Origin of the sequence: Paenarthrobacter sp. NEAU-H11 (assembly GCF_050573415.1) — a bacterium.
In the GTDB taxonomy this organism is placed as follows: Bacteria; Actinomycetota; Actinomycetes; order Actinomycetales; family Micrococcaceae; genus Arthrobacter.
In genome coordinates, this window is record NZ_JBNZGA010000011.1 from 107116 (window position 1) to 125227 (window position 18112).

The 18112-nt window shown below is 62.8% G+C and carries 13 protein-coding genes and 1 pseudogene; 8 read left to right on the forward strand and 6 right to left on the reverse strand.

What is annotated here, in order from left to right; translation table 11 throughout:
• The first annotated feature begins 234 nt into the window (after positions 1–234).
• Positions 235–1098: a sugar phosphate isomerase/epimerase family protein gene (locus ACQ3DC_RS14775; protein ID WP_157238366.1), complete on the forward strand. Its 864-nt coding sequence runs from the start codon at positions 235–237 to the stop codon at positions 1096–1098.
• Positions 1099–2900: 1802 nt separating this feature from the next.
• Here the strand turns inward: ACQ3DC_RS14775 and ACQ3DC_RS14780 are convergent.
• From ACQ3DC_RS14780 to ACQ3DC_RS14800, 5 genes are all read right to left on the reverse strand, one after another.
• Positions 2901–3050 (reverse strand): hypothetical protein, encoded by a 150-nt coding sequence (locus tag ACQ3DC_RS14780; RefSeq protein WP_157238335.1) that lies wholly within the window; start codon positions 3048–3050, stop codon positions 2901–2903.
• A gap of 265 nt (positions 3051–3315) precedes the next feature.
• On the reverse strand, positions 3316–4515 hold the full coding sequence (locus tag ACQ3DC_RS14785; RefSeq protein WP_157238336.1) for a cytochrome P450: 1200 nt from the start codon (positions 4513–4515) through the stop codon (positions 3316–3318).
• A gap of 89 nt (positions 4516–4604) precedes the next feature.
• Positions 4605–5570, reverse strand: coding sequence for a PDR/VanB family oxidoreductase (locus tag ACQ3DC_RS14790; RefSeq protein WP_157238337.1), 966 nt, complete (start codon positions 5568–5570; stop codon positions 4605–4607).
• Positions 5571–5734: 164 nt separating this feature from the next.
• Positions 5735–6574, reverse strand: coding sequence for an IclR family transcriptional regulator (locus tag ACQ3DC_RS14795; RefSeq protein WP_157238338.1), 840 nt, complete (start codon positions 6572–6574; stop codon positions 5735–5737).
• A gap of 146 nt (positions 6575–6720) precedes the next feature.
• Positions 6721–7521, reverse strand: coding sequence for an SDR family oxidoreductase (locus ACQ3DC_RS14800; RefSeq protein ID WP_157238339.1), 801 nt, complete (start codon positions 7519–7521; stop codon positions 6721–6723).
• A 156-nt stretch (positions 7522–7677) separates the two neighbouring features.
• Here ACQ3DC_RS14800 and ACQ3DC_RS14805 point away from each other — a divergent pair, with 156 nt between their 5' ends.
• The 6 genes from ACQ3DC_RS14805 (at position 7678) to ACQ3DC_RS14830 (ending at position 13796) form a co-directional block, all read left to right on the forward strand.
• On the forward strand, positions 7678–9057 hold the full coding sequence (locus tag ACQ3DC_RS14805; RefSeq protein ID WP_157238340.1) for an aldehyde dehydrogenase family protein: 1380 nt from the start codon (positions 7678–7680) through the stop codon (positions 9055–9057).
• Positions 9058–9084: 27 nt separating this feature from the next.
• Entirely contained in the window at positions 9085–10011 is a 927-nt protein-coding gene (locus ACQ3DC_RS14810) for an MBL fold metallo-hydrolase (RefSeq protein WP_323057335.1), read from the forward strand.
• Positions 10012–10081: 70 nt separating this feature from the next.
• Positions 10082–11347 carry a CynX/NimT family MFS transporter gene (locus tag ACQ3DC_RS14815; RefSeq protein WP_430752587.1) on the forward strand — a complete coding sequence of 422 codons (1266 nt, stop codon included), beginning with the start codon at positions 10082–10084 and terminating at the stop codon, positions 11345–11347.
• A 76-nt stretch (positions 11348–11423) separates the two neighbouring features.
• Entirely contained in the window at positions 11424–12863 is a 1440-nt protein-coding gene (locus ACQ3DC_RS14820) for an MFS transporter (protein ID WP_430752588.1), read from the forward strand.
• 189 nt (positions 12864–13052) lie between these two features.
• Positions 13053–13445, forward strand: coding sequence for a YidH family protein (locus ACQ3DC_RS14825; protein WP_430752589.1), 393 nt, complete (start codon positions 13053–13055; stop codon positions 13443–13445).
• Positions 13446–13457: 12 nt separating this feature from the next.
• Positions 13458–13796: a DUF202 domain-containing protein gene (locus tag ACQ3DC_RS14830; protein ID WP_321215997.1), complete on the forward strand. Its 339-nt coding sequence runs from the start codon at positions 13458–13460 to the stop codon at positions 13794–13796.
• A 361-nt stretch (positions 13797–14157) separates the two neighbouring features.
• On the opposite strand, the gene ACQ3DC_RS14835 is transcribed toward ACQ3DC_RS14830, so the two are convergent.
• Entirely contained in the window at positions 14158–16341 is a 2184-nt protein-coding gene (locus ACQ3DC_RS14835) for an amylo-alpha-1,6-glucosidase (protein ID WP_430752590.1), read from the reverse strand.
• A gap of 870 nt (positions 16342–17211) precedes the next feature.
• On the opposite strand from ACQ3DC_RS14835, the pseudogene ACQ3DC_RS14840 reads away from it, so the two are divergent.
• Positions 17212–18074 (forward strand): annotated as a pseudogene (locus ACQ3DC_RS14840) (IS3 family transposase); the annotation flags it as partial.
• Positions 18075–18112: the final 38 nt, after the last annotated feature.

The window sequence follows — 18112 nt, forward strand, 5'->3', positions numbered from 1 at the left end:
ATTTGTCGCCCCTCGTAAATGCTCCTGGCCCACAATGGCGTGGGCCGAAGTGTCGAGGTCGGCGTTGTTGATCGTTTGTGATCCACATCGCTTTGTGGAACGGTCCAACACTAGATCGCGGGGATCACAGAAGTCAATAGACCGTTCCAATGATCTGTGGTTTGATACTTTCACGCGCTTCATTGCATCCCTTATGGCACCCGGCGCGGCACTCATCTGCTTCGAAGGAGAACAATGACAACGACCACCTCCCCGGAACTCGTCGCATCGTGTTGGACCAGCGCCGGCAATGTGGCGCCGCTGGCACAACCCGAAACCAGCCCCGTGCCACTTGCGGACCGCGTCGAAGCCATCGCTGCCACCGGATGGTCAGGCTTTGGGCTCGCACATGATGATCTCGCCGCCGCACGCGCCACCATTGGCTTTCCGGCCTTGCGGGGGCTTATCGACGACGCCGGCCTGCGCTACATCGAAGTTGAACTCCTCACCGACTGGTGGGACGAGAGTCTCGCAACGGACTGGCGGCCCAAATTCGAGCTCCTCCTTGAAGCTGCCGAAACGCTCGGTGCACGGTTCATCAAAGTAGGAACTTCCCTGGGCCAGCCCCTTGAGGACCTCGACTTCCTGATTGAACCCCTCCGGCAGCTAACCACCGAGGCCACACTGCGGGGTACGCGGATTGCCCTTGAACCGATGCCGTTTTCGATGGTCGGAAGCGTCCCCGCCGCCGCCGACCTCATGCGCAAGGTGGACATGCCCGATTGTGGGCTGGTGGTTGACTACTGGCACGTCTTCCGAGCAGGAACAACGCTGGAAGAACTGTCTGCGCGCCTTACCGCAGACCAGATTTTCGGCGTCGAACTCAACGACGCGGCGAGGGAGATCCGGGGCACTCTCTTCGAGGACACCCGGGACAACCGCCGCCTGTGCGGGCACGGTGACCAGGATGTCACCGGGTTCATCCGCTCCTTGAAGAACCTCGGCTTCAATGGTCCCTGGGGCGTCGAAATCCTGTCCAGCGAACACCGCGCACTTCCCGTCAAGGAAGCTCTGCAGATGGCCCATGCCACAGCATCGGCCTGCTTTCCAACGGACTAGTCACTTCCAAAAATCCCGGCTGAAAGGCTGAAAGGATGGCTGGTACAAGGAAAACTTATGCCGGCCACGGGGTCGGTCGACCGCTTAGGTCTAGCAAATGCCCCTCCCCCGCGCACGAAGCCGGCATGCGCCGGAACGGCACGGCGTCAACCCTCCACTTCGAAAGGACGAAGGAAACTGTGGATCTGAGACGCATCACAGATTGGACGCAACTCACCGGGGCCAGTATCGAGATTCGCCAGCAAGGCAGTCCTATCTGTAGCGGACACGTTGATGCTGTCACTGACGACGGAACCATTCTCTGGCTGCGACCGATAGCGCAGAACCGGAGGCTGTTTGAGAAAGCCGAGTCTTATGAGGCATGGGCAGCAGAGGACCGCGCGGGCTTCCACTACGAAGTCACGAAGCGCCTCAGCCACGGCAGCTAGCTGATCCTGGCGCGATCTCCCCCGCTGCTGCGAATCGGAAAAAGCGTTCAAAGGCCATCTCGACAGCCAGCGCAGCGACGCACTGGATGCGAACAAACCCTGAACGGAAGCACCAGCAGTGATAACTCACGCAACTTGCTCCGCTCAGCTATCTACGGGCGAGTATCGGTCGGCAGCAGAAATGGCCAGCCGAGGCTGCATCATGCCCGATTGAAATACACCCCAACCTGACGTCAGGAAGGTGCTGAATAAGAGCTTCTAACACCTCTGAGATCGAAACCTGACACTCCTTACTCGGCTCAATGTGCAGCGACACTTGACTTTCGTTGGCCCGGTCACTCGACGATACATACCGCCCCTTGACGTATCCGAGTCGACCAGATTGGCCAAACTGCAGGGCAAATTATCCCCGGCGATTGGCGCGCCCACGCCCCAGCCACTGCCGTCGGCCCAAGCACTCAGGTGCGTCAACGGTCGGTCCGCTCCCTACGCTCTTGAACAACCAGATCCAGCTTCGCGGTTTGTCATTCTGAACTCCACAGACGCCGGGCAACTCCTCTGTGCTATCAGGCCGTGCGCTCGTCGGCAATCCGAATTTGGCGCAGCGCTCTTCAGCCGCCTTGAACAACCTTAAAAAGCAGACATAAGTGTGGACACTGTCCACACCCCCTTTGAGAGGACAAAGCGAGCACCCCGAAGCTTCCGTGCCGCAAAAGAAGGTGCTTTCCAAGGAGCTTTCGCACCAACAACAGCGAAGTCATGTTGTGACCGCGGCCCCGGCCGATGAACAGGTGTTGGCCACCCCCGACCAACCCGACAGAATCGGAACGAGGAACCGCACAAACCAAGCCCACAGCAGGCGGAAGGCCCACCAGCCAGGGCCTTGAACCCGCCACCCCCCACACCTGAATAGGCTCCGCGGCAGCCAGGCCAAAGCCCGCGAACCATCCGTCAGAGCGACGCGACCACAAGCTTTGTACACACGTCAAAGCAAAATCGCCTCTGACGAGGGAAAACGTCGTGCCCGAGGTGGGACTCGAACTACATTCCCGCCCTGCAAACACTGGACGCCCGAGGAAACATGCGCAATCCGAAGCAGTTCGAGGGAAGTACGACACAATCTGAAGCTGAAAGTGTGGACAATGTCCACAGCCGTATTTCGACCCTTGGCGGGCACGGTTGGCCGACAACAGCAAGCCCGACTACTCACATCGTTGACGACGTAAGTTCTTCCACTTCTGCAGCATCGGCAGGTCCAGGTACTGTTGGCACCTTCGTCTGCAATGCCACACACATCACCGTTGAAACGAATCTTCGGTGAGATGCTCTTCCGAGACGATTGCGCGCAGGGACAATCTCGATCCCTGACGCAGGTCAGCCCGCAGCGTCCTCCTCGTACCAGCCGATCCAAGCGGACGAGGTCAATGCCCTTGTGGGTTCCGTCATCTCCGCCTCCCACAACGCCAGGTCCTGGATGCGGGACAGCTGGAACATCAGTCCCAGGTAGCGAACCAGGCAATTCATGGTCTTCCTTTCAGTCCGACTCACAAGCCGTTCCGTCTCCGCCCCATCCACATGGCGCGGAGTCGACGGCGGCAGGAGGGTCGATATGGGCGACACGGCCTCGCGTATCTTTTCCCCGGAATCTTGGCGATTGACGCAGGTGCCAGCACTGCGGCTGAGTCGACTTCAAGGCGGCCCTGTTGTTAGCCGGACTGATGCTGAACTTCAATCCCTGATGGCAAACGACGCCAGAAAGAGCAGGCCCATGTTTGCACCGAATCGAAGCCTAAGCCGCCGTGATCCGCACCGGCAGGGACTCGAACCCTCGGAGAACGTTGTGCAGGATCGGCACGGGCGCGCCGTCCGGTTCGATTGCTGCTACCCGTTGGAGCAGCTGCTGGAGCACTATTTCCATTTCGAGTCGGGCGATCGGCTGCCCCACGCACTGGTGAAGGCCCATGCCGAAGGCAACGTGGCCGGAGGCATTGCGGTCGAGGTCGAACTCGTCGGCATTGTCCCCCCATTTGCGTGGGTCCCGGTTCGCGGCGCCCAGGAAGACCAGCACTTTCGCTCCGGCCGGGAGATGCACGCCTCCCAGGACGGTGTCCACAGCGACGGTTCGGTGGAACTTTTGGAACGGAGATTCCAGACGCAAAGCTTCATCGACGGCGAATTTCGCGATTTTGGGGTTTTCCCGCAGCCGGGCCCACGCCTCAGGGTAACGGGCCAGCACCGACAGTGTATTGCCTATGCCGAAGATGGTGGTGTCCACGCCGGCGGACAGCAGTGCTCGGACCAGCAGCGTGGCCTGCTGCTCGGTGATCAGGCCGTCCTCCACGCGCTTCCAGATCTGGGCACCAAAGCCGATGTCGTCGAGGTTTTCGCGCTGGCAGTTCCGCATTACCGCGGCAGCGTGCTCATCGCCCTGGGCGAAAGCCTGCTTGAAGATGTAATTTTCCGGACCGAAAGCGTTGAACACCATGTTGCCGTACGGCAGTAGATGTTCACGTCCGACGTCGGGAATCCCCACAGCGTCCGGAAAGACACGCAGGGGGTACTTCTCGGCGAGGTCGGTGATGGCGTCAAAGCGCTCGCTGCGGGCCAACTGCTCCGTCAGCTCAACGGCCGGTGGCGTAAACGGTTCCCTGAGGGCACGGACTGTGGAGGGGTTGATGACACCGGTCAGGGCGCGGCGCATCACCGTGTGGATGGGCGGATCTGATTCGAGGATGCTGGGCGGGCGCCAACCCGAGTCTTTCCGGATGTCCCGCGGACCCAGGCCACCGGAAGATATGTAGGTTTCGAAGTCTGTGAGGACCTCGTATACCTCCTGGTAGCCGGCCACAGCGTAGCTGCCGGTGCTCTCCAGATAGGAGACGGCGCCAGCATCGCGAAGCCGCCCCAGGAACGGGTACGGATCAAGGAGATTTGCGGTCTCGAAGGGGTCCTCGCCCAATACATTGGCTTCATGGGTGGTTACGGTCATTGGAATCACTCCTGGTGACGAAACTTGGCTGGGATGGTCCAGTCAGCGACTGGACCACAGGTGGGCTACCGCGAAAAGGCAGAGCTTTTCTACAAATCCAGAACGAGGCGCGGACAGCCGGCGGCAGCGCGCGAGACGCAGACCAGCATGACCTCACCGGCTTCGCGGTCCTCTTCCGAAAGCACAGCGTCGCGGTGCTCGGGCTCACCGGAAATGATCTGGGTTTCGCAGGTGCCGCACAACCCGCCGCGGCAGGAGGACAGGACGCGCACGCCCACCTCTTCAACGGACTCGAGGATAGTTTTGTCGTTCGGCACTGTCACGGTTGTTCCGGTCCTGGCCAGTTCCACCTCGAACGGCGCGTTGGCCGCCGCAGCACCAAGCGTGGAGGCGACGAAACGTTCGGTGTGCAGTGCACCCGGAGGCCAGCCCATGCAGCGCTCTTCCACCGCGCCGAGCAGTCCCCCGGGACCGCACGCGTACACCAGCATGTGAGCCCGGGGCATGCCGAGTATCTGGTCGAGGTCCAGGCGGCCAACCTCGTCCTCGGCGACGATACGGATACGGTCAGTGCCGTACCGGTCCTCCAACTGCTGCGCGAACGCCATCGTGTTCCGGCTTCGGCCACCATAGATCAGCGTCCATTCCTTGCCGACAGTCTCGGCTGCCTCCAGCATCGGGATCAGGGGCGTAATACCGATGCCGCCTGCGAGGAAAAGGTAGCGCCGCGATTCGCGCATGGGGAAGTTGTTGCGCGGCTCAGAGATGGTGATCGGGGTACCGGGGAGCAGGGCATGCACCGCTTTTGACCCGCCGCGGGATTCAGGCACGTGCAGCACGCCGATCCGCAGATGGTCCAGCTCCTGCGGTGAGGAACACAGGGAGTACTGACGCACCAAACCGTCGCCCACATGGACGTCAATGTGCGCGCCGGGCTGCCAGGGCTGGAACGGCTGGCCGTCCTCGCGCCGCAGCACCAGGGAAACCACCTGGTCCGCCACAATGTCCACCTGGTCGACAACAGCGTCGATGGTGGCTCCTGCAGATGCAGTCATCAGTCTTCACTTCCTTTGGAACGGCTCGCCTGGCAAAGCAGGTTTAGGCCGGATCTCCGGCCGGACTATGCGCTTACTTGAGGTTAGGTGTTCCACGACACATGCCGCCGGAAGCTTTCCATCCAACGGAAAGGGTGTCTGCTGGAAGCTGTCGCAAGCCCGAGCTACTTCGGGAGATGCTCCACGCCGAGCCGCCGGGCAATGCCCCGCGCCGCGATGTTGAGCACGGGAACCACGCTTCCCACCGGAGCGGACCGGCCCCGGGTCACGATGCCCAAGGCGGCCACCACCTGCTTGTTGGGCAGGAACACCGGGACGGCCAGGCCGTAGTTGTCCGGCCCGGCTTCTTCGGCAGTGGTGGCGTAGCCGTTGGCCCGGACACGTTCGATTTCGGTCGCCAGCGCTGCGGGCTTGGTAATGGTGCGGGGCGCGTGCGGCTCCAGGTGCTGGACGGCCGTTGAAAACAGGTCCTCGGGCCCGTAGGCCAGCATGATCTTTCCGGCGGCACTGGCATGCAGTGGCAGGCGCGCGCCCACCCGCCGGAAGGGCTGGCCGGCGCCAGTGCCGGACATCCGCTCCACCAGCAGAACCTCGTGCCCTTCCAGGATGAACAGGTTCACCACGTTGTGGGTGACGAAGAGGACGTCCTGCATGAACGGGGCAGCCACCTCCGCGATGTTCTGCTGTGCGGGGGCCAGCAGGCCAAGCCGCCAGATCCGTTGCCCCACCCGGTACTCGCCGTTCAGCTTCTCCAGGCCGCCCCAGGCAACCAAATCACCGGCAAGGCGGTGCGCGGTGGCCACCGGCAGCCCTGCCCGCCGGGCCATTGCGCTCAGGCTTTGAACCGAGTGTTCGGTGTCGAAGGTGCCCAACAAGGCCAGGGCCCGTGAGGTGACACTGGCTGCCTGATGGGCGGCAGCATCGCCGTCGTCAGCTGGACGTCTGTGGGCCGCCGTAGTACCCGGGCGGCGTGTGGACCGGCCGGCCGGGGCAGGGTTTGCCATGAGTCACCCTTCTGAGTACTGGCGAGCTCGGCGCCGTATTGGGTGCGACGCCGCACCTGCCATTTCAAGGCCCGACGCCGGCGCCCCCTAGCGCGAACGGTGAGACACCGTCGTCGTGATCTAATGCATGCTCCGGTAGAGGGAACTCAGCCGGGCACAGAGGCGAGGCCGGAGCCGCGGTACGCACCCAGGCCGCCGTCCACGCGGATGTCGGAGCCGTTCACCCATCCCGACTCCGGACGGAGCAGGAAGTCGATAACCGGCGCAATGTCCCCCGGGTCACCGAAACGGCCCAGCAGGGCGCCGGCACCTTCCACCTTGTCGCGGCCGTGGTCTTTCTTGAAGTCCTCCAGGATGGGGGTGGCCACGGGTCCCGGACTGACGCTGTTGACGCGGATGCGCTGCGGGAGCAGTTCAGCTGCGAGGTGCTCGGTGAGCACCCGCACGCACTGCTTGGAGAAGAGATAGGACTCGCCTGTGATCTCGTCATCGTCCGCAACCGCTTCCAGGGCGGCGGCCTGATCGTCCGCGAGCGCGAAATCGGAACATTTCGCCTTCACGTCCCGCCAGTTCACGGCAACGCTGGAGGCAAGGTTCACGACGGCGGCACCCTCGCCAAGCAGCGGGGCAAGCGCACGGACCAGCCCGCGGACGCCGAAGACGTTGACCGAGAGCACAGTGCGCCACGGGGCGGTGCCCGGGACTCCGGCAATGTTTGCCAGGCCCGCGATGCCGTTGGGAGCGGCAGCCGTGACAGCTGCGGCGGCCGCCTCGATGCCGGCCTGGCTCGACAGGTCCGCCTGCACGAATGTGCCGCTGAATTCGGTGGGAGCGTTGCGGTCAATGCCGATCAGCGGGACACCTCGCTTGCTGAGGATCTGTGCTGTCCGGGCGCCGATGCCGGACGAAACCCCCGTAAGGACGATGGGCAGCTGCTCTTGGAACATGGAGACTCCTCGTTAGTGCGTGACGTGATTCACTCCATAGTGACAGGGAACCACTCCATTCTCGCAGCCTTTCCGTTGGACGGAAAGGTCCGGGCAGAGTGTGATCGGTGCCATGAGACTGGGATGAGAAATCCCATTCCGCCGAAAGGACAGGCCATGACGGCAGCCCACTATCAGGTTTTGGACCCTGCCACGCTTGAGCTCGTGGGGCACGCTCCGGAAAACACCGACCAGGATGTCGAGCAGGCGGTTGCCGCCGCCCGCCGGGCCGCGCCCCGCTGGGCTGCCGACCGCGAAGCCCGCCGTGCTGCCCTTCGCACAGGCGCTGCCCTGATCCGCCGCGATCTGGATTCGCTGGCCACCCTGCTCTCCCGGGAGCAGGGCAAGCCCAAGGCGGACGCTGAGGGTGAATTCTCCGTGGCTGCTGGCCTTTTCGAATATTATGCGGATCTCAAATGGGACGAAGCCCAGCAGCTTGAACCGCGCGCCGACCGCAGCCTGGAGGTCCAGTACCGGCCGGTGGGGGTTGTTGGCACCATCACACCGTGGAACTTCCCCATCTCCCTGCTCAGTGTGAAACTCGCCCCCGCCCTGGTAGCCGGCTGCACCGTTATCGCCAAGCCCTCCCCCTCCACTCCCCTGTCCACCATTGCGCTGGTGGACCTGCTCAATGAGGTCCTCCCCGCAGGGGTGCTGCAAGTCCGGACGAGTTCGCGGCGGACCGTTAATGTTGCACTGAGCACTTCTCCGGGCATCCGCAAGATTTCCTTCACCGGCTCCACGGATGTGGGCATCTCCATCGCCCAGCAGGCCGCCTCCACGGTCAAGCGCGTCACCATGGAGCTCGGCGGAAACGATCCTGCCATCGTGCTGGATGATGCTGATATCGCTGTCACTGCCCGCGGAATCGTCGCCAGCGCCTTCCGCAACGCCGGCCAGGTCTGCATGGCGGTCAAGCGTGTCTATGTTCCCCGCAGCCGCAGCGCGGAACTGGCCGAGGCCGTCGCCGCCGAGGCTTCCCGTCACGTACTGGGCCACGGCATCGCGGACGGCACCACCCTGGGACCGATGCACAACGAGTCACAGCTCAAACTCGTTCGCGCCCTGGTGGACTCCGCAGTTGGTGCCGGCGCCCGTGTCATCACCGGCGGCAGCGCCGGCTGCGACCTGCCCGGCTACTTCCTCTCCCCCACGGTGGTCATTGATGCCGAGCCGGGCATGGATCTGGTGGAAAAGGAACAGTTCGGTGCGGCCCTGCCGATCGTGGCCTACGACAACCTCGAAGAGACCATTTCCGGCCTGAACGCCGGGGAATTCGGCCTGGGCGCTTCCGTCTGGAGCCCCGACCAGGATCGTGCCTATGCAACCGCCTCGCGGATTGAGGCCGGAACCGTGTGGGTCAACCAGCACACCCTGGTGGAACCGGACGCCCCGTTCGGCGGCTGGAAGGCGTCCGGCGTCGGCCGTGAACGTGGCCGCTGGGGCCTGGAGGAATACCTGGAAACCCGCGTCATCAATGCCCGCCCCCACTCCTGACCCCGCAACACTGCAGAAGGACTTCCCGTGAGCGTCGAACTGATCACTCTTGGCACCGCCGCCGGACCGGCCATCCGCGGGCCGGAAAACGGTATCTCCAGCGCACTGGTAGTGGGCGATGCCTTCTACATGGTGGACTTCGGTCTGGGCTGCTCCCGCGCAGCCCACGAGGCGGGACTCCGGGGCAAGGATTTCGTGGCAGGTTTTGTCACCCACCTGCACTCCGACCATGTGGTGGAACTGCCCGGTTTTCTGCTGTGGAACTGGGGCAATCCGGTGGAGGGCTTCACCGGACCCGTCTCCATTGTGGGTCCGGGCAAGGATGCCACCCGCACCGGCGGTGCAGGGCTTTCCGGGACGGGTGAGCTGGTGTCCCACTCTTTGAAGGCCTTCTCCTATGACATCGACATCCGGGTCCACGACGAGGCCCGCCCGGACCTGACGTCTCTGGTGCGCACCGTGGATCTGGCCACCCCCGCGCACAGGTCACCTGAAGCGGACCGCCCCTTTGACGTCTACGAGGATGACAGGGTCAAAGTCACCGGCATCCTGGTGGAGCACCCTCCCGTGCGACCTGCGCTGGCCTTCCGCTTCGAAACCGACGCCGGCTCCGTGGTGTTCTCCGGCGACACAGCAGAATGCGAGGCCATGGTGGTGCTCGCCAAGGACGCGGACGTCCTGGTGCATGAAGCGGTAAATCTTGGCTTCTATGCGGACAAAGGCTTTTCGCCGGAATTCCTCAACCACCAGCAGATCGCACACACCCCGCCGGAAGGGGCAGGCCGGATAGCGTCCGCCGCAGGGGTGGGCCGCCTTGTCCTGTCCCACCTGGCGGGCCGCGCGGAGCCGCAATGGTGGCGCAGCCGCGCCGCCTCAGCATTTGACGGCCCCGTGGACGTCGCCGTCAGCGGCCAGCGATTTCCCATCGGCACCCCGGTGCTGGCGCCGGCCTGAGGAGGGCGAACAAGGACTCCCGCCCTGTCACCTGCCGCAAGGACAACTCTTGAGACTGCCGCCGCCCGCAATGACACCAGATAACAAAAGGACGACGGCGGGCAGCGCCTGGCTTGCCGTCCTCGCGGCGGGCATCGCTGCTGCCATGCATATCTGGAAGCTCCCTGCCGCCTTGGTCGGCATCCAAGCCGATCTAGGTACAACGCTGATCCAGGCCGGCCTGCTGCTTGGCATCATCCAGCTTGCCAGCGTCGTCGGAGGGCTGGCAACGGCCGTTTGTGGTGAACTGGTAGGACTGCGCAGGCTTCTGCTTACCGGGTTGGCCCTGCTCAGTGTCGCCTCTGTGCTCGGAGCGCTTGCCCCCACCACCGAGCTGTTGATGGCATCGCGGACCGTGGAAGGCGTGGGATTCCTGCTGGCCGTCGTCGTCGCCCCTGCACTTATCCGCAAGGTGACTCCGCCCAAGCAGTTGAACGTTGCGCTGGCAAGCTGGGGCGCATTTCAAGGTGTGGCAACGCTGATAGGCCTGTCCGCTGGGGCCCTCTTCCTGCAGGCCGCGGGCTGGCGCGAGTGGTGGCTGGTAATGGCCGTCCTCACGCTTTTGCCGGTGCCTCTGCTGCTGCGCCGGGTACCAAGGGATATGCCCCCTGCCGTCCCCGGACTGCAGTCCGCGCTCCGCAAGGTGGGGCGAACAGTGGTCACTCGCCAACCATGGATCACTGGGGTGGTATTCGCCTGCTATACCGCGCAGTGGATTGCTGTGCTCGGTTTCCTGCCGTCAATTTACCGGTCAGCCGGATTGGAAGGCCCGTTGCCTGGCATCCTCAGCGCTATTGTGGGCGGGGTCAACGCGGTCGGCGCACTCAGCGCAGGACCTCTAATCCAGCGCGGCCTCTCCGAGCGGACAATCATGTTCTGGACCTTCCTGGCTATGTCTGCAGCGTCCGTTGCGACGTTCGCCGTGGGCTGGGAGACCGTCGGAAATGGCGTCCTTTTCCAGTTCGCGTTCATCGCTGTGTTCTCCGCCGTCGGCGGCCTCATTCCTGCCGCGGTGACCAGGTACTCTGTCCGCATTGCCCCCGCAGACGGTTCTGTCACCGCCGTACTAGGCCTGACGCAGCAGATTTTCAACGTGGGAAACTTCTTGGGCCCCATGCTGTTTGCTCTGCTCGCCACCAGCACCGGCGGCTGGGGCACCACGTGGTGGCTGACCTGCGCTCTGAGCACTGCGGGAATGGCCTTGTTGGCGTTCATGGGAAAAGGTGATGCCAACATTCACGGAGTCGCGCGGCGTTCCGGAAAGCCGCTTTCCACCCAACGGAAAGCTGAACTGTAAGGCGGATCACACAAGCTTAGAGTCAAGGAAATGCCGCTCCAACGGCAAGATCTCCCCTTCAACGATTGGGCATACCGTGTCTGAAACTCCCCACACCATAACGCCGGGCTCCGCAACGTCGCGCGATCCCCGCACCTGGTCCCGGGCCAAGCGCAACCGCTACGGCTGGTTCATGACCTTCAGCCTCCTCTTCCTCATGATGCTCAGCTGGGCTGACAAGGCGGTGCTCGGCATTGCCGCCGTGCCGCTGATGAAAGAGCTGGGCATCACGCCCGAACAGTTCGGCCTGGTGGGCAGCGCCATGTTCCTGACCTTCGGCGTGGCCCAGCTCGTGGCGGCTCCCATCGCCAACAGGGTCTCCAGCAAGTGGATCCTGCTGGTCCTGTGCCTGCTGTGGTCTGTGGCACAGGTCCCCATCCTTCTGTTCGCGTCGCTGCCCGCGCTCTGGGCAAGTCGCCTGCTGCTTGGAGCCGGCGAGGGCCCGCTCGCACCGGTTCTGATGCATGGCATCTACAAGTGGTTCCCCGAGAAGAAGGGTGCCACCCCGGCGGCCCTGGCATCATCCGGCGTGACCTTGGGCATTGTGGCATTCGCCCCCGTCCTGGCCTGGGTCATCGGGCAATTCGGCTGGCAGACCGCGTTCGCGGTACTGGCAATCGTAGGGCTGATCTGGTCTGTTTTTTGGGTCATTGTCGGCAAGGAAGGCCCGTACACCAGCCGGAAGGCCGAGCAGGAGATCGACGGTATCGCTCCGAAGGAAGCTCCTGTCGTGGCAGAGGCCAAGGTCCGGTACTGGCGCACCATTCTTTCCCCCAGCTGGATCTTCGCGGTCCTTGCCTCGTTCTTTGGCTACTGGACGTTTACCCTGGCCATGTCCTGGGGACCGGCCTACTTCCAGAATGTCCTGGGCTTCAGCGGACAGCAGTCCGGCGCCATGATCGCCTTCCCCGCGGCCTGGGGAACCATTGCCACAGTAGGGTTGAGCGCGCTGACCCAGCGCCTGCACCTGAAGGGAATCCCGACCAGGAAGGCACGCGGCTGGGTACTCGGCGGCGCCGGAACCTTCGCCGGAGCCTGCCTGGTCGCAGCCACCATGACCGCCTCCCCCGTGCTGTCCATCGTCCTCATGGTCTTCGGCTTCGGCACCGCCCCGGCACTCTTCGCCATCACCTACCTCGTGGTCGCAGAGCTAACCACCATCGGCCAGCGCGGCGCCAACCTTTCAATCGCCAATGCAGTCCTCACCACCGGCGGTGTGTTCGCACCGGCAGTGTCGGGTTTTCTGATCGGCGGCGCGGTCACCCCCGCTGAAGGCTACCGTGCAGCTTTCGCCCTGGCTGGCGGCCTCTTGCTGACATTCGGCGTCCTTGCCCTAATCTTCGTCAACCAACAGCGCGACCGCCGCCGGCTCGGCCTTGATACAACTGCCGTCCCCGCGGCCGCTTCACTGCCCACTGGTTCCGCCACCCCCGTCGGCGCGGAGCCTGGCTCCTTGGAAGCGGGCACCCGGGCATAAGTCCGAGGGCAGGTAAGCGGAAGAGAGACCAACAGCCCCTCTCCCGCTTACCTGCCCTCCCTGTCGCCGGCAGGGATTTGGAGACCGGGCGGTGACCGCACGCCTCGGAAACATGAACCGGTCACCGGCACTGAGGCCTCCGCATCAACGCCCAACTGAATAACACACGATGGACCCGGAAGGACAATCATGGAGGACCTAAAGGCCGGCGGCGGACGATCCGGCTTCTCGGAACGAGTCCTGCGCGGCGGCACCGAACCTGACCCCAGGTTCACGCTCGCAAATGAACGCACGTTTCTGGCCTGGATCCGAACGTCGTTGGCATTGCTTGCCGGAGGTGTAGCTATCGAAGCCTTCACGGCCGACCTTTTCAACGACGGACTGCGTCAATCGGTCGCCGTTTTACTCCTCGTGCTCGCACTCCTGATTGGCGGCGGGTCGTTCTTCCGCTGGCTCAACGTTGAACGCTCCATGCGCCGACAGGAGCCGCTCCCGCTGCCCTGGACCGCCCCGATCCTGGCGATCGGCGGTGCCCTCGTCGCCGCGACGATGATGGTCTTCGTCCTCGCGCGCCCCTTCTGACCCGTGACCTCGATGCGTCAAACACCAACCCATGGTGACCCAGGGCTGCAGCCGGAACGCACGGACCTGGCATGGGGGCGCACCACCCTGTCCATGGTGGTTGCGGCCGCCGTGTTCCTTCGCTGGATGCCGCACCACGGCTGGTTTGCCGGCACCCTTGTCGCGGCAACACTCATCACAGCACTCGCCATCCACAGCTCCCGCAAGCGACGCTTCCATCGCGCAATCAGCGGCATCAACCAGGAAGCCATTACTCCCGATCTGGTTTCAGCCGCCGCCGTCGCGGCCAGCGTCGTCGTCCTTGCCGGACTGGGACTCTACACCGTCCTGCTCGTTCCTTCGGAGCAGTGACATCAGTGAAACTTGGCAATGCATGGCTTGGGCACGTGTCGAGCGAGCACCCGTTGAGAATACGAGTCCAGCAGGGCTGGTGGAAAGCAGCCGCAGTGGCTTCAGAGAACCAGGGGCGGCCAAAACAGAACTGCTCCCCGCCAGCACCGGTCGCCTTGCCGCAAACTCCGGGGATCAGAACAGCTCAGCACGGTGGTAGCTGTGCCTTGTTCCGGTTGTATGTTCCCCTCATTTCAGAAACGCTCCGGACGTAGCCCTCCGCATCGTCCGCGTATGTTGCAACTGAATCATCCGACGGAGGCCCCGGTCCTCGCAGGTATCCTTCCCAGGCCAGGCAGCGGCGCTAATTGCTAATGTGCAGTCACTTCATCCGGGTCAGGTTCAGGATTTCGCGAAGAGCAGGCCGGGCTTCGAGCCGCAGTTTTATGGAGTCCGGAAGGCCATCGACCCTGATGGTGTCCTGGGTGATATCAATGGCCAGCCTGTGGCCTGCCAGCGGCACGTTATCAACCCTGAACTGGCCAAAGCCCTGTGGCAGTTCCGGTGCCAGCCACAGCTCATGCCAGGGAAGGACCGGGTCGAACCGCATCAGCATACGGATCAGGTGGATCGGTGCCGCCGCGGCCCACGCCTGGGGTGAACAGGCTGCGGGATACGGTACCGGGCTTGGGAATCGCGTCCTGTCCAGTCCGCAGAACAGTTCCGGAAGCCTGCCGCCAAAGTGTTCGGCTGCTTCGAAGAGTCCGTAGGCGATTCGCTGGGCCTCTTCGATAAAGCCGTATCGCATCAGCCCATGCGCTGCGAGAGTGCTGTCATGCGGCCAGACAGAGCCGTTGTGATAACTCAGCGGATTGTAGGCGCCCATGTTACTTGCCAGAGTGCGGATGCCCCAGCCGGAAAACATTTCCGGGGACATCAGCCGTTCGGCTACCTGTTTTGCCTTGTCTGTGTCAACGATTCCCATCCACAGGCAATGACCCATGTTGGAGGCAAGTGCATCTACAGGTTCCTTGTCACCGTCCAAGGCGATGGCAAAGTATCCCCGGTCCGGCAGCCAGAACCGCTCATTGAACGCCTCCTTCAGGCGGACGGCCTTGGCGCTGCAGAGATCAGCGGTTTCGGTGTCGCCTTCGTCGAGTGCCATGAGGGCGCGCCCCACATAGGCGCCATAGGTGTAGGCCTGTACCTCGCACAGCGCAATGGGCCCTCGGGCGAGGGAACCATCAGCGAAATTGATGCCGTCCCACGAATCCTTCCAGCCCTGGTTTATCAGCCCGTGTTCAGTCTGACGCTGGTATTCGACAAAGCCGTCTCCGTCACGGTCTCCGTAATTCTCAATCCAGGCCAGAGCACGGTCCGCGGCCGGGAGCAACGCGTGAACAGCTTCCGGTTCCAGACCCCACCGTCCCAGTTCGCTGAGGATCCCTACGAACAGCGGGGTTGCATCAGCGGTTCCATAGTAGATACTGCTGCCACCGAGGACGGACTCCGTGGTGTTACCCAGACGCACCTCGTGGAGTATTCGGCCGGGCTCCTCTTCCGTGGCGGGGTTCACTTCCTTGCCTTGGTGGTCGGCCAGTGTCTGGAGGGTGCCAAGTGCCAGGGAGGGGTCAAGTAGGAGGGACATGAGGGATGAGAGCAGGCTGTCCCGTCCGAACAGCGCCATGAACCACGGGGCTCCGGCCGCGGCCACGATGCGGTCGGGATGGTTTGGGTCAAAGATCCGGAGTGAACCGAGATCTTCCTGGCTTCGAAGGATTGTAGTTTGGACGGACGCGTCGCCGAGATTGGGTATGGGCATTGACATCCGCCAGGAGGAGAGGCGTTTCCGGGCCATGGCGGAAACCTCAGTCGTGCCGTATGAGGCAGTCGAAATCACTTCCTGCCCGTCAAGATAGGGCGTGGCTGTAAACCTTTGAGTCCATTTTCCGTGTGCAGGAATTGTTGGAGTGAAGACAAGCCGATGCGCCTCGACGGCCGCCCCTGGTGCACGGACGACCAGCCCATACCGCCGACCGGCCCCGACACACTCGAGAATGAGGCTATCGCCCTCAATGAGAACCTGCTGCTTCCCCGGACTGGCTGGCGTCCCATCCTTGACCTCGAAGAGATCGGCGAAGTCCGCTCTAACGGTCAGGGCAAGCTTGAACGTGTTCGGCACGGCCAGATGATTCTCAATGGTGATGGTTTCGGTCAGGCCGGCCCCAATAATCCTTTCCCGTTCAATCAGCGACGGCACGTCAGCGCTGCCGGCGTGGCCGCCTACCCTGCCGATGAACAGGGCCCGAAAGGGTTCCAATGCGGTCGCCGCGAGAGCTTCGACCGGAGCGTCATCAACGCTGACGTTCCATTCAGCTATGTACCGGGTATCGTGGAAAAACGCGCCGTGGGGACTGCCCGGGTGCATGTCACCATTGGACGACGTCAAACAAAACGAGGAGCCATCAAGGACTGTTACAGCTCCGGCGCCTGCCGGACCTGCACCGTTGTCGGCGTTCCAACCCGACATCATGCGCCTCCTAGAACATCCATCGAAAGCGCCCAAACATTTACTGTGGACGAGTTCAGTCGGACCCCGTAGTCAGCACTATGATCCCTTGTGTCGGGGGAATCAAGAGTCTGCGTTGACTCATGAAAGACGCCCGCGTAGAGGGTATCGAAGAATCATTTGAGAATGCCCGCGTGGCGGCATGTCCGCTTGGGTGGTGTCTTCCGCTTCGGCCCTGTAAGCCATGGAGCTTTCAATGAGTGAACGCAGGGCTGTCACAAGGTCATCGCCTGAGCCACTCCCCTGCTTGCGCCGACATCATGCCATATCTCCACGTCGCCATAACTTGATGGAATCTTCATTATCGGCCTTCCAGGCGGAACGCTGTTCGCTGTCCCCAAAGGCGGCGTGAGTTCGTGCGACGACCCTGCGTTGCCGACCGTGTAGCTGGAGGTGACTAAATCGCCAGGACGTCCTTTCACCTAGCGTACGCATCTTACGGACCTGGAAATAAGATTGTTCCTGCAGGGCTATGAGGCGGACCTGAATAGGGCCATAGCCACGTTGCCATCACATAGAGTCGGGCTGCGTATACGCCTGAAACTGCCAATATGGCAAGTTTTCTACACGCTCAATAGGGTAAATAGCCTCTGACCTGCGGAAACACTGTGCCCGAGGTGGGACTCGAACTACATTCCAGCCCTTGCAAACACCGGGAAGCCGCGAAAACATGCGGACTCCGGAGCAATCCGGCCCAGTTCCAGCCGATCCGAGCCCTAAAGTGTGGACAATGTCCACACCCCAATTTCGGCCCTTCAGAACTATCAAACCCTCGACCGCACCCTACAGCGAAGGAACTCGGGACTGCCCCGGGTTTGGTTGACTCCTGACTTGTGAGGATTCTGTCCTTGCAGGAAGGATGTTCCTGTGCCCAAGCCCTATCCCGCGGAGTTCCGCCGCGATGTCGTTGCGGTCGCTCGGAAGCATGAAGCCCCGCTGGCGCAAATCGCCAAAGACTTCGGCATCTCTGAAGCCACTTTGCATAACTGGCTGAAGAAAGCCGACATCGAGGACGGCGTCAGTCCCGGCGTCACCGAGAAGGAAACCGCAGAGTTGCGGGAGGCAAAGAAGCGGATCCGTCTGCTTGAGCAGGAGAACGAGATCCTGCGCCGGGCCGCGGCGTTCTTCGCCAGGGAGCTGCCCCCAAAATGAGCTTCCCGCTGGTCCTTGACCTTGCCGCCGACGGAATCCCCGTGGCGGTGACCTGCCGGGTGCTTGGCTTCTCCAAGCAGGCGTTCTACAAATGGAAGGCCAGCCCTGTCTCCGACCGGGACAGAGCTGATGCGCACCTGATCAACGCAGCCCTGGACATCCACCGCGACGACCCGGCCTTCGGGTACCGGTTCATCGCCGATGAACTGCCGGCCCAGGGCATCAGGGCCGGGGAGAACCGGGTGCAGCGGCTGTGCAGCAGCCAGCGGATCTGGTCCGTTTTCGCCAAGAAGCGGGGCTTGAACCGTAAAGCAGGCCCACCAGTCCACGACGACCTCGTCGGCCGGGACTTCACCGCCGCCGCGCCGAACCGGCTCTGGCTCACAGACATTACCGAGCACCGCACCGTCGAGGGCAAGCTGTACCTGTGCGCGATCAAGGACGTCTATTCGAACAGGATCGTTGGCTATTCCATTGATTCCCGAATGAAGGCGTCTTTGGCGGTCTCTGCGCTGCGTAACGCGGCGGCCCTGAGGTCACCGGAAGGGACTGTGGTGCACTCGGACCGCGGATCCCAGGGCGTATTCAACCGGTCGAAGCAACACCTGGTCACGGA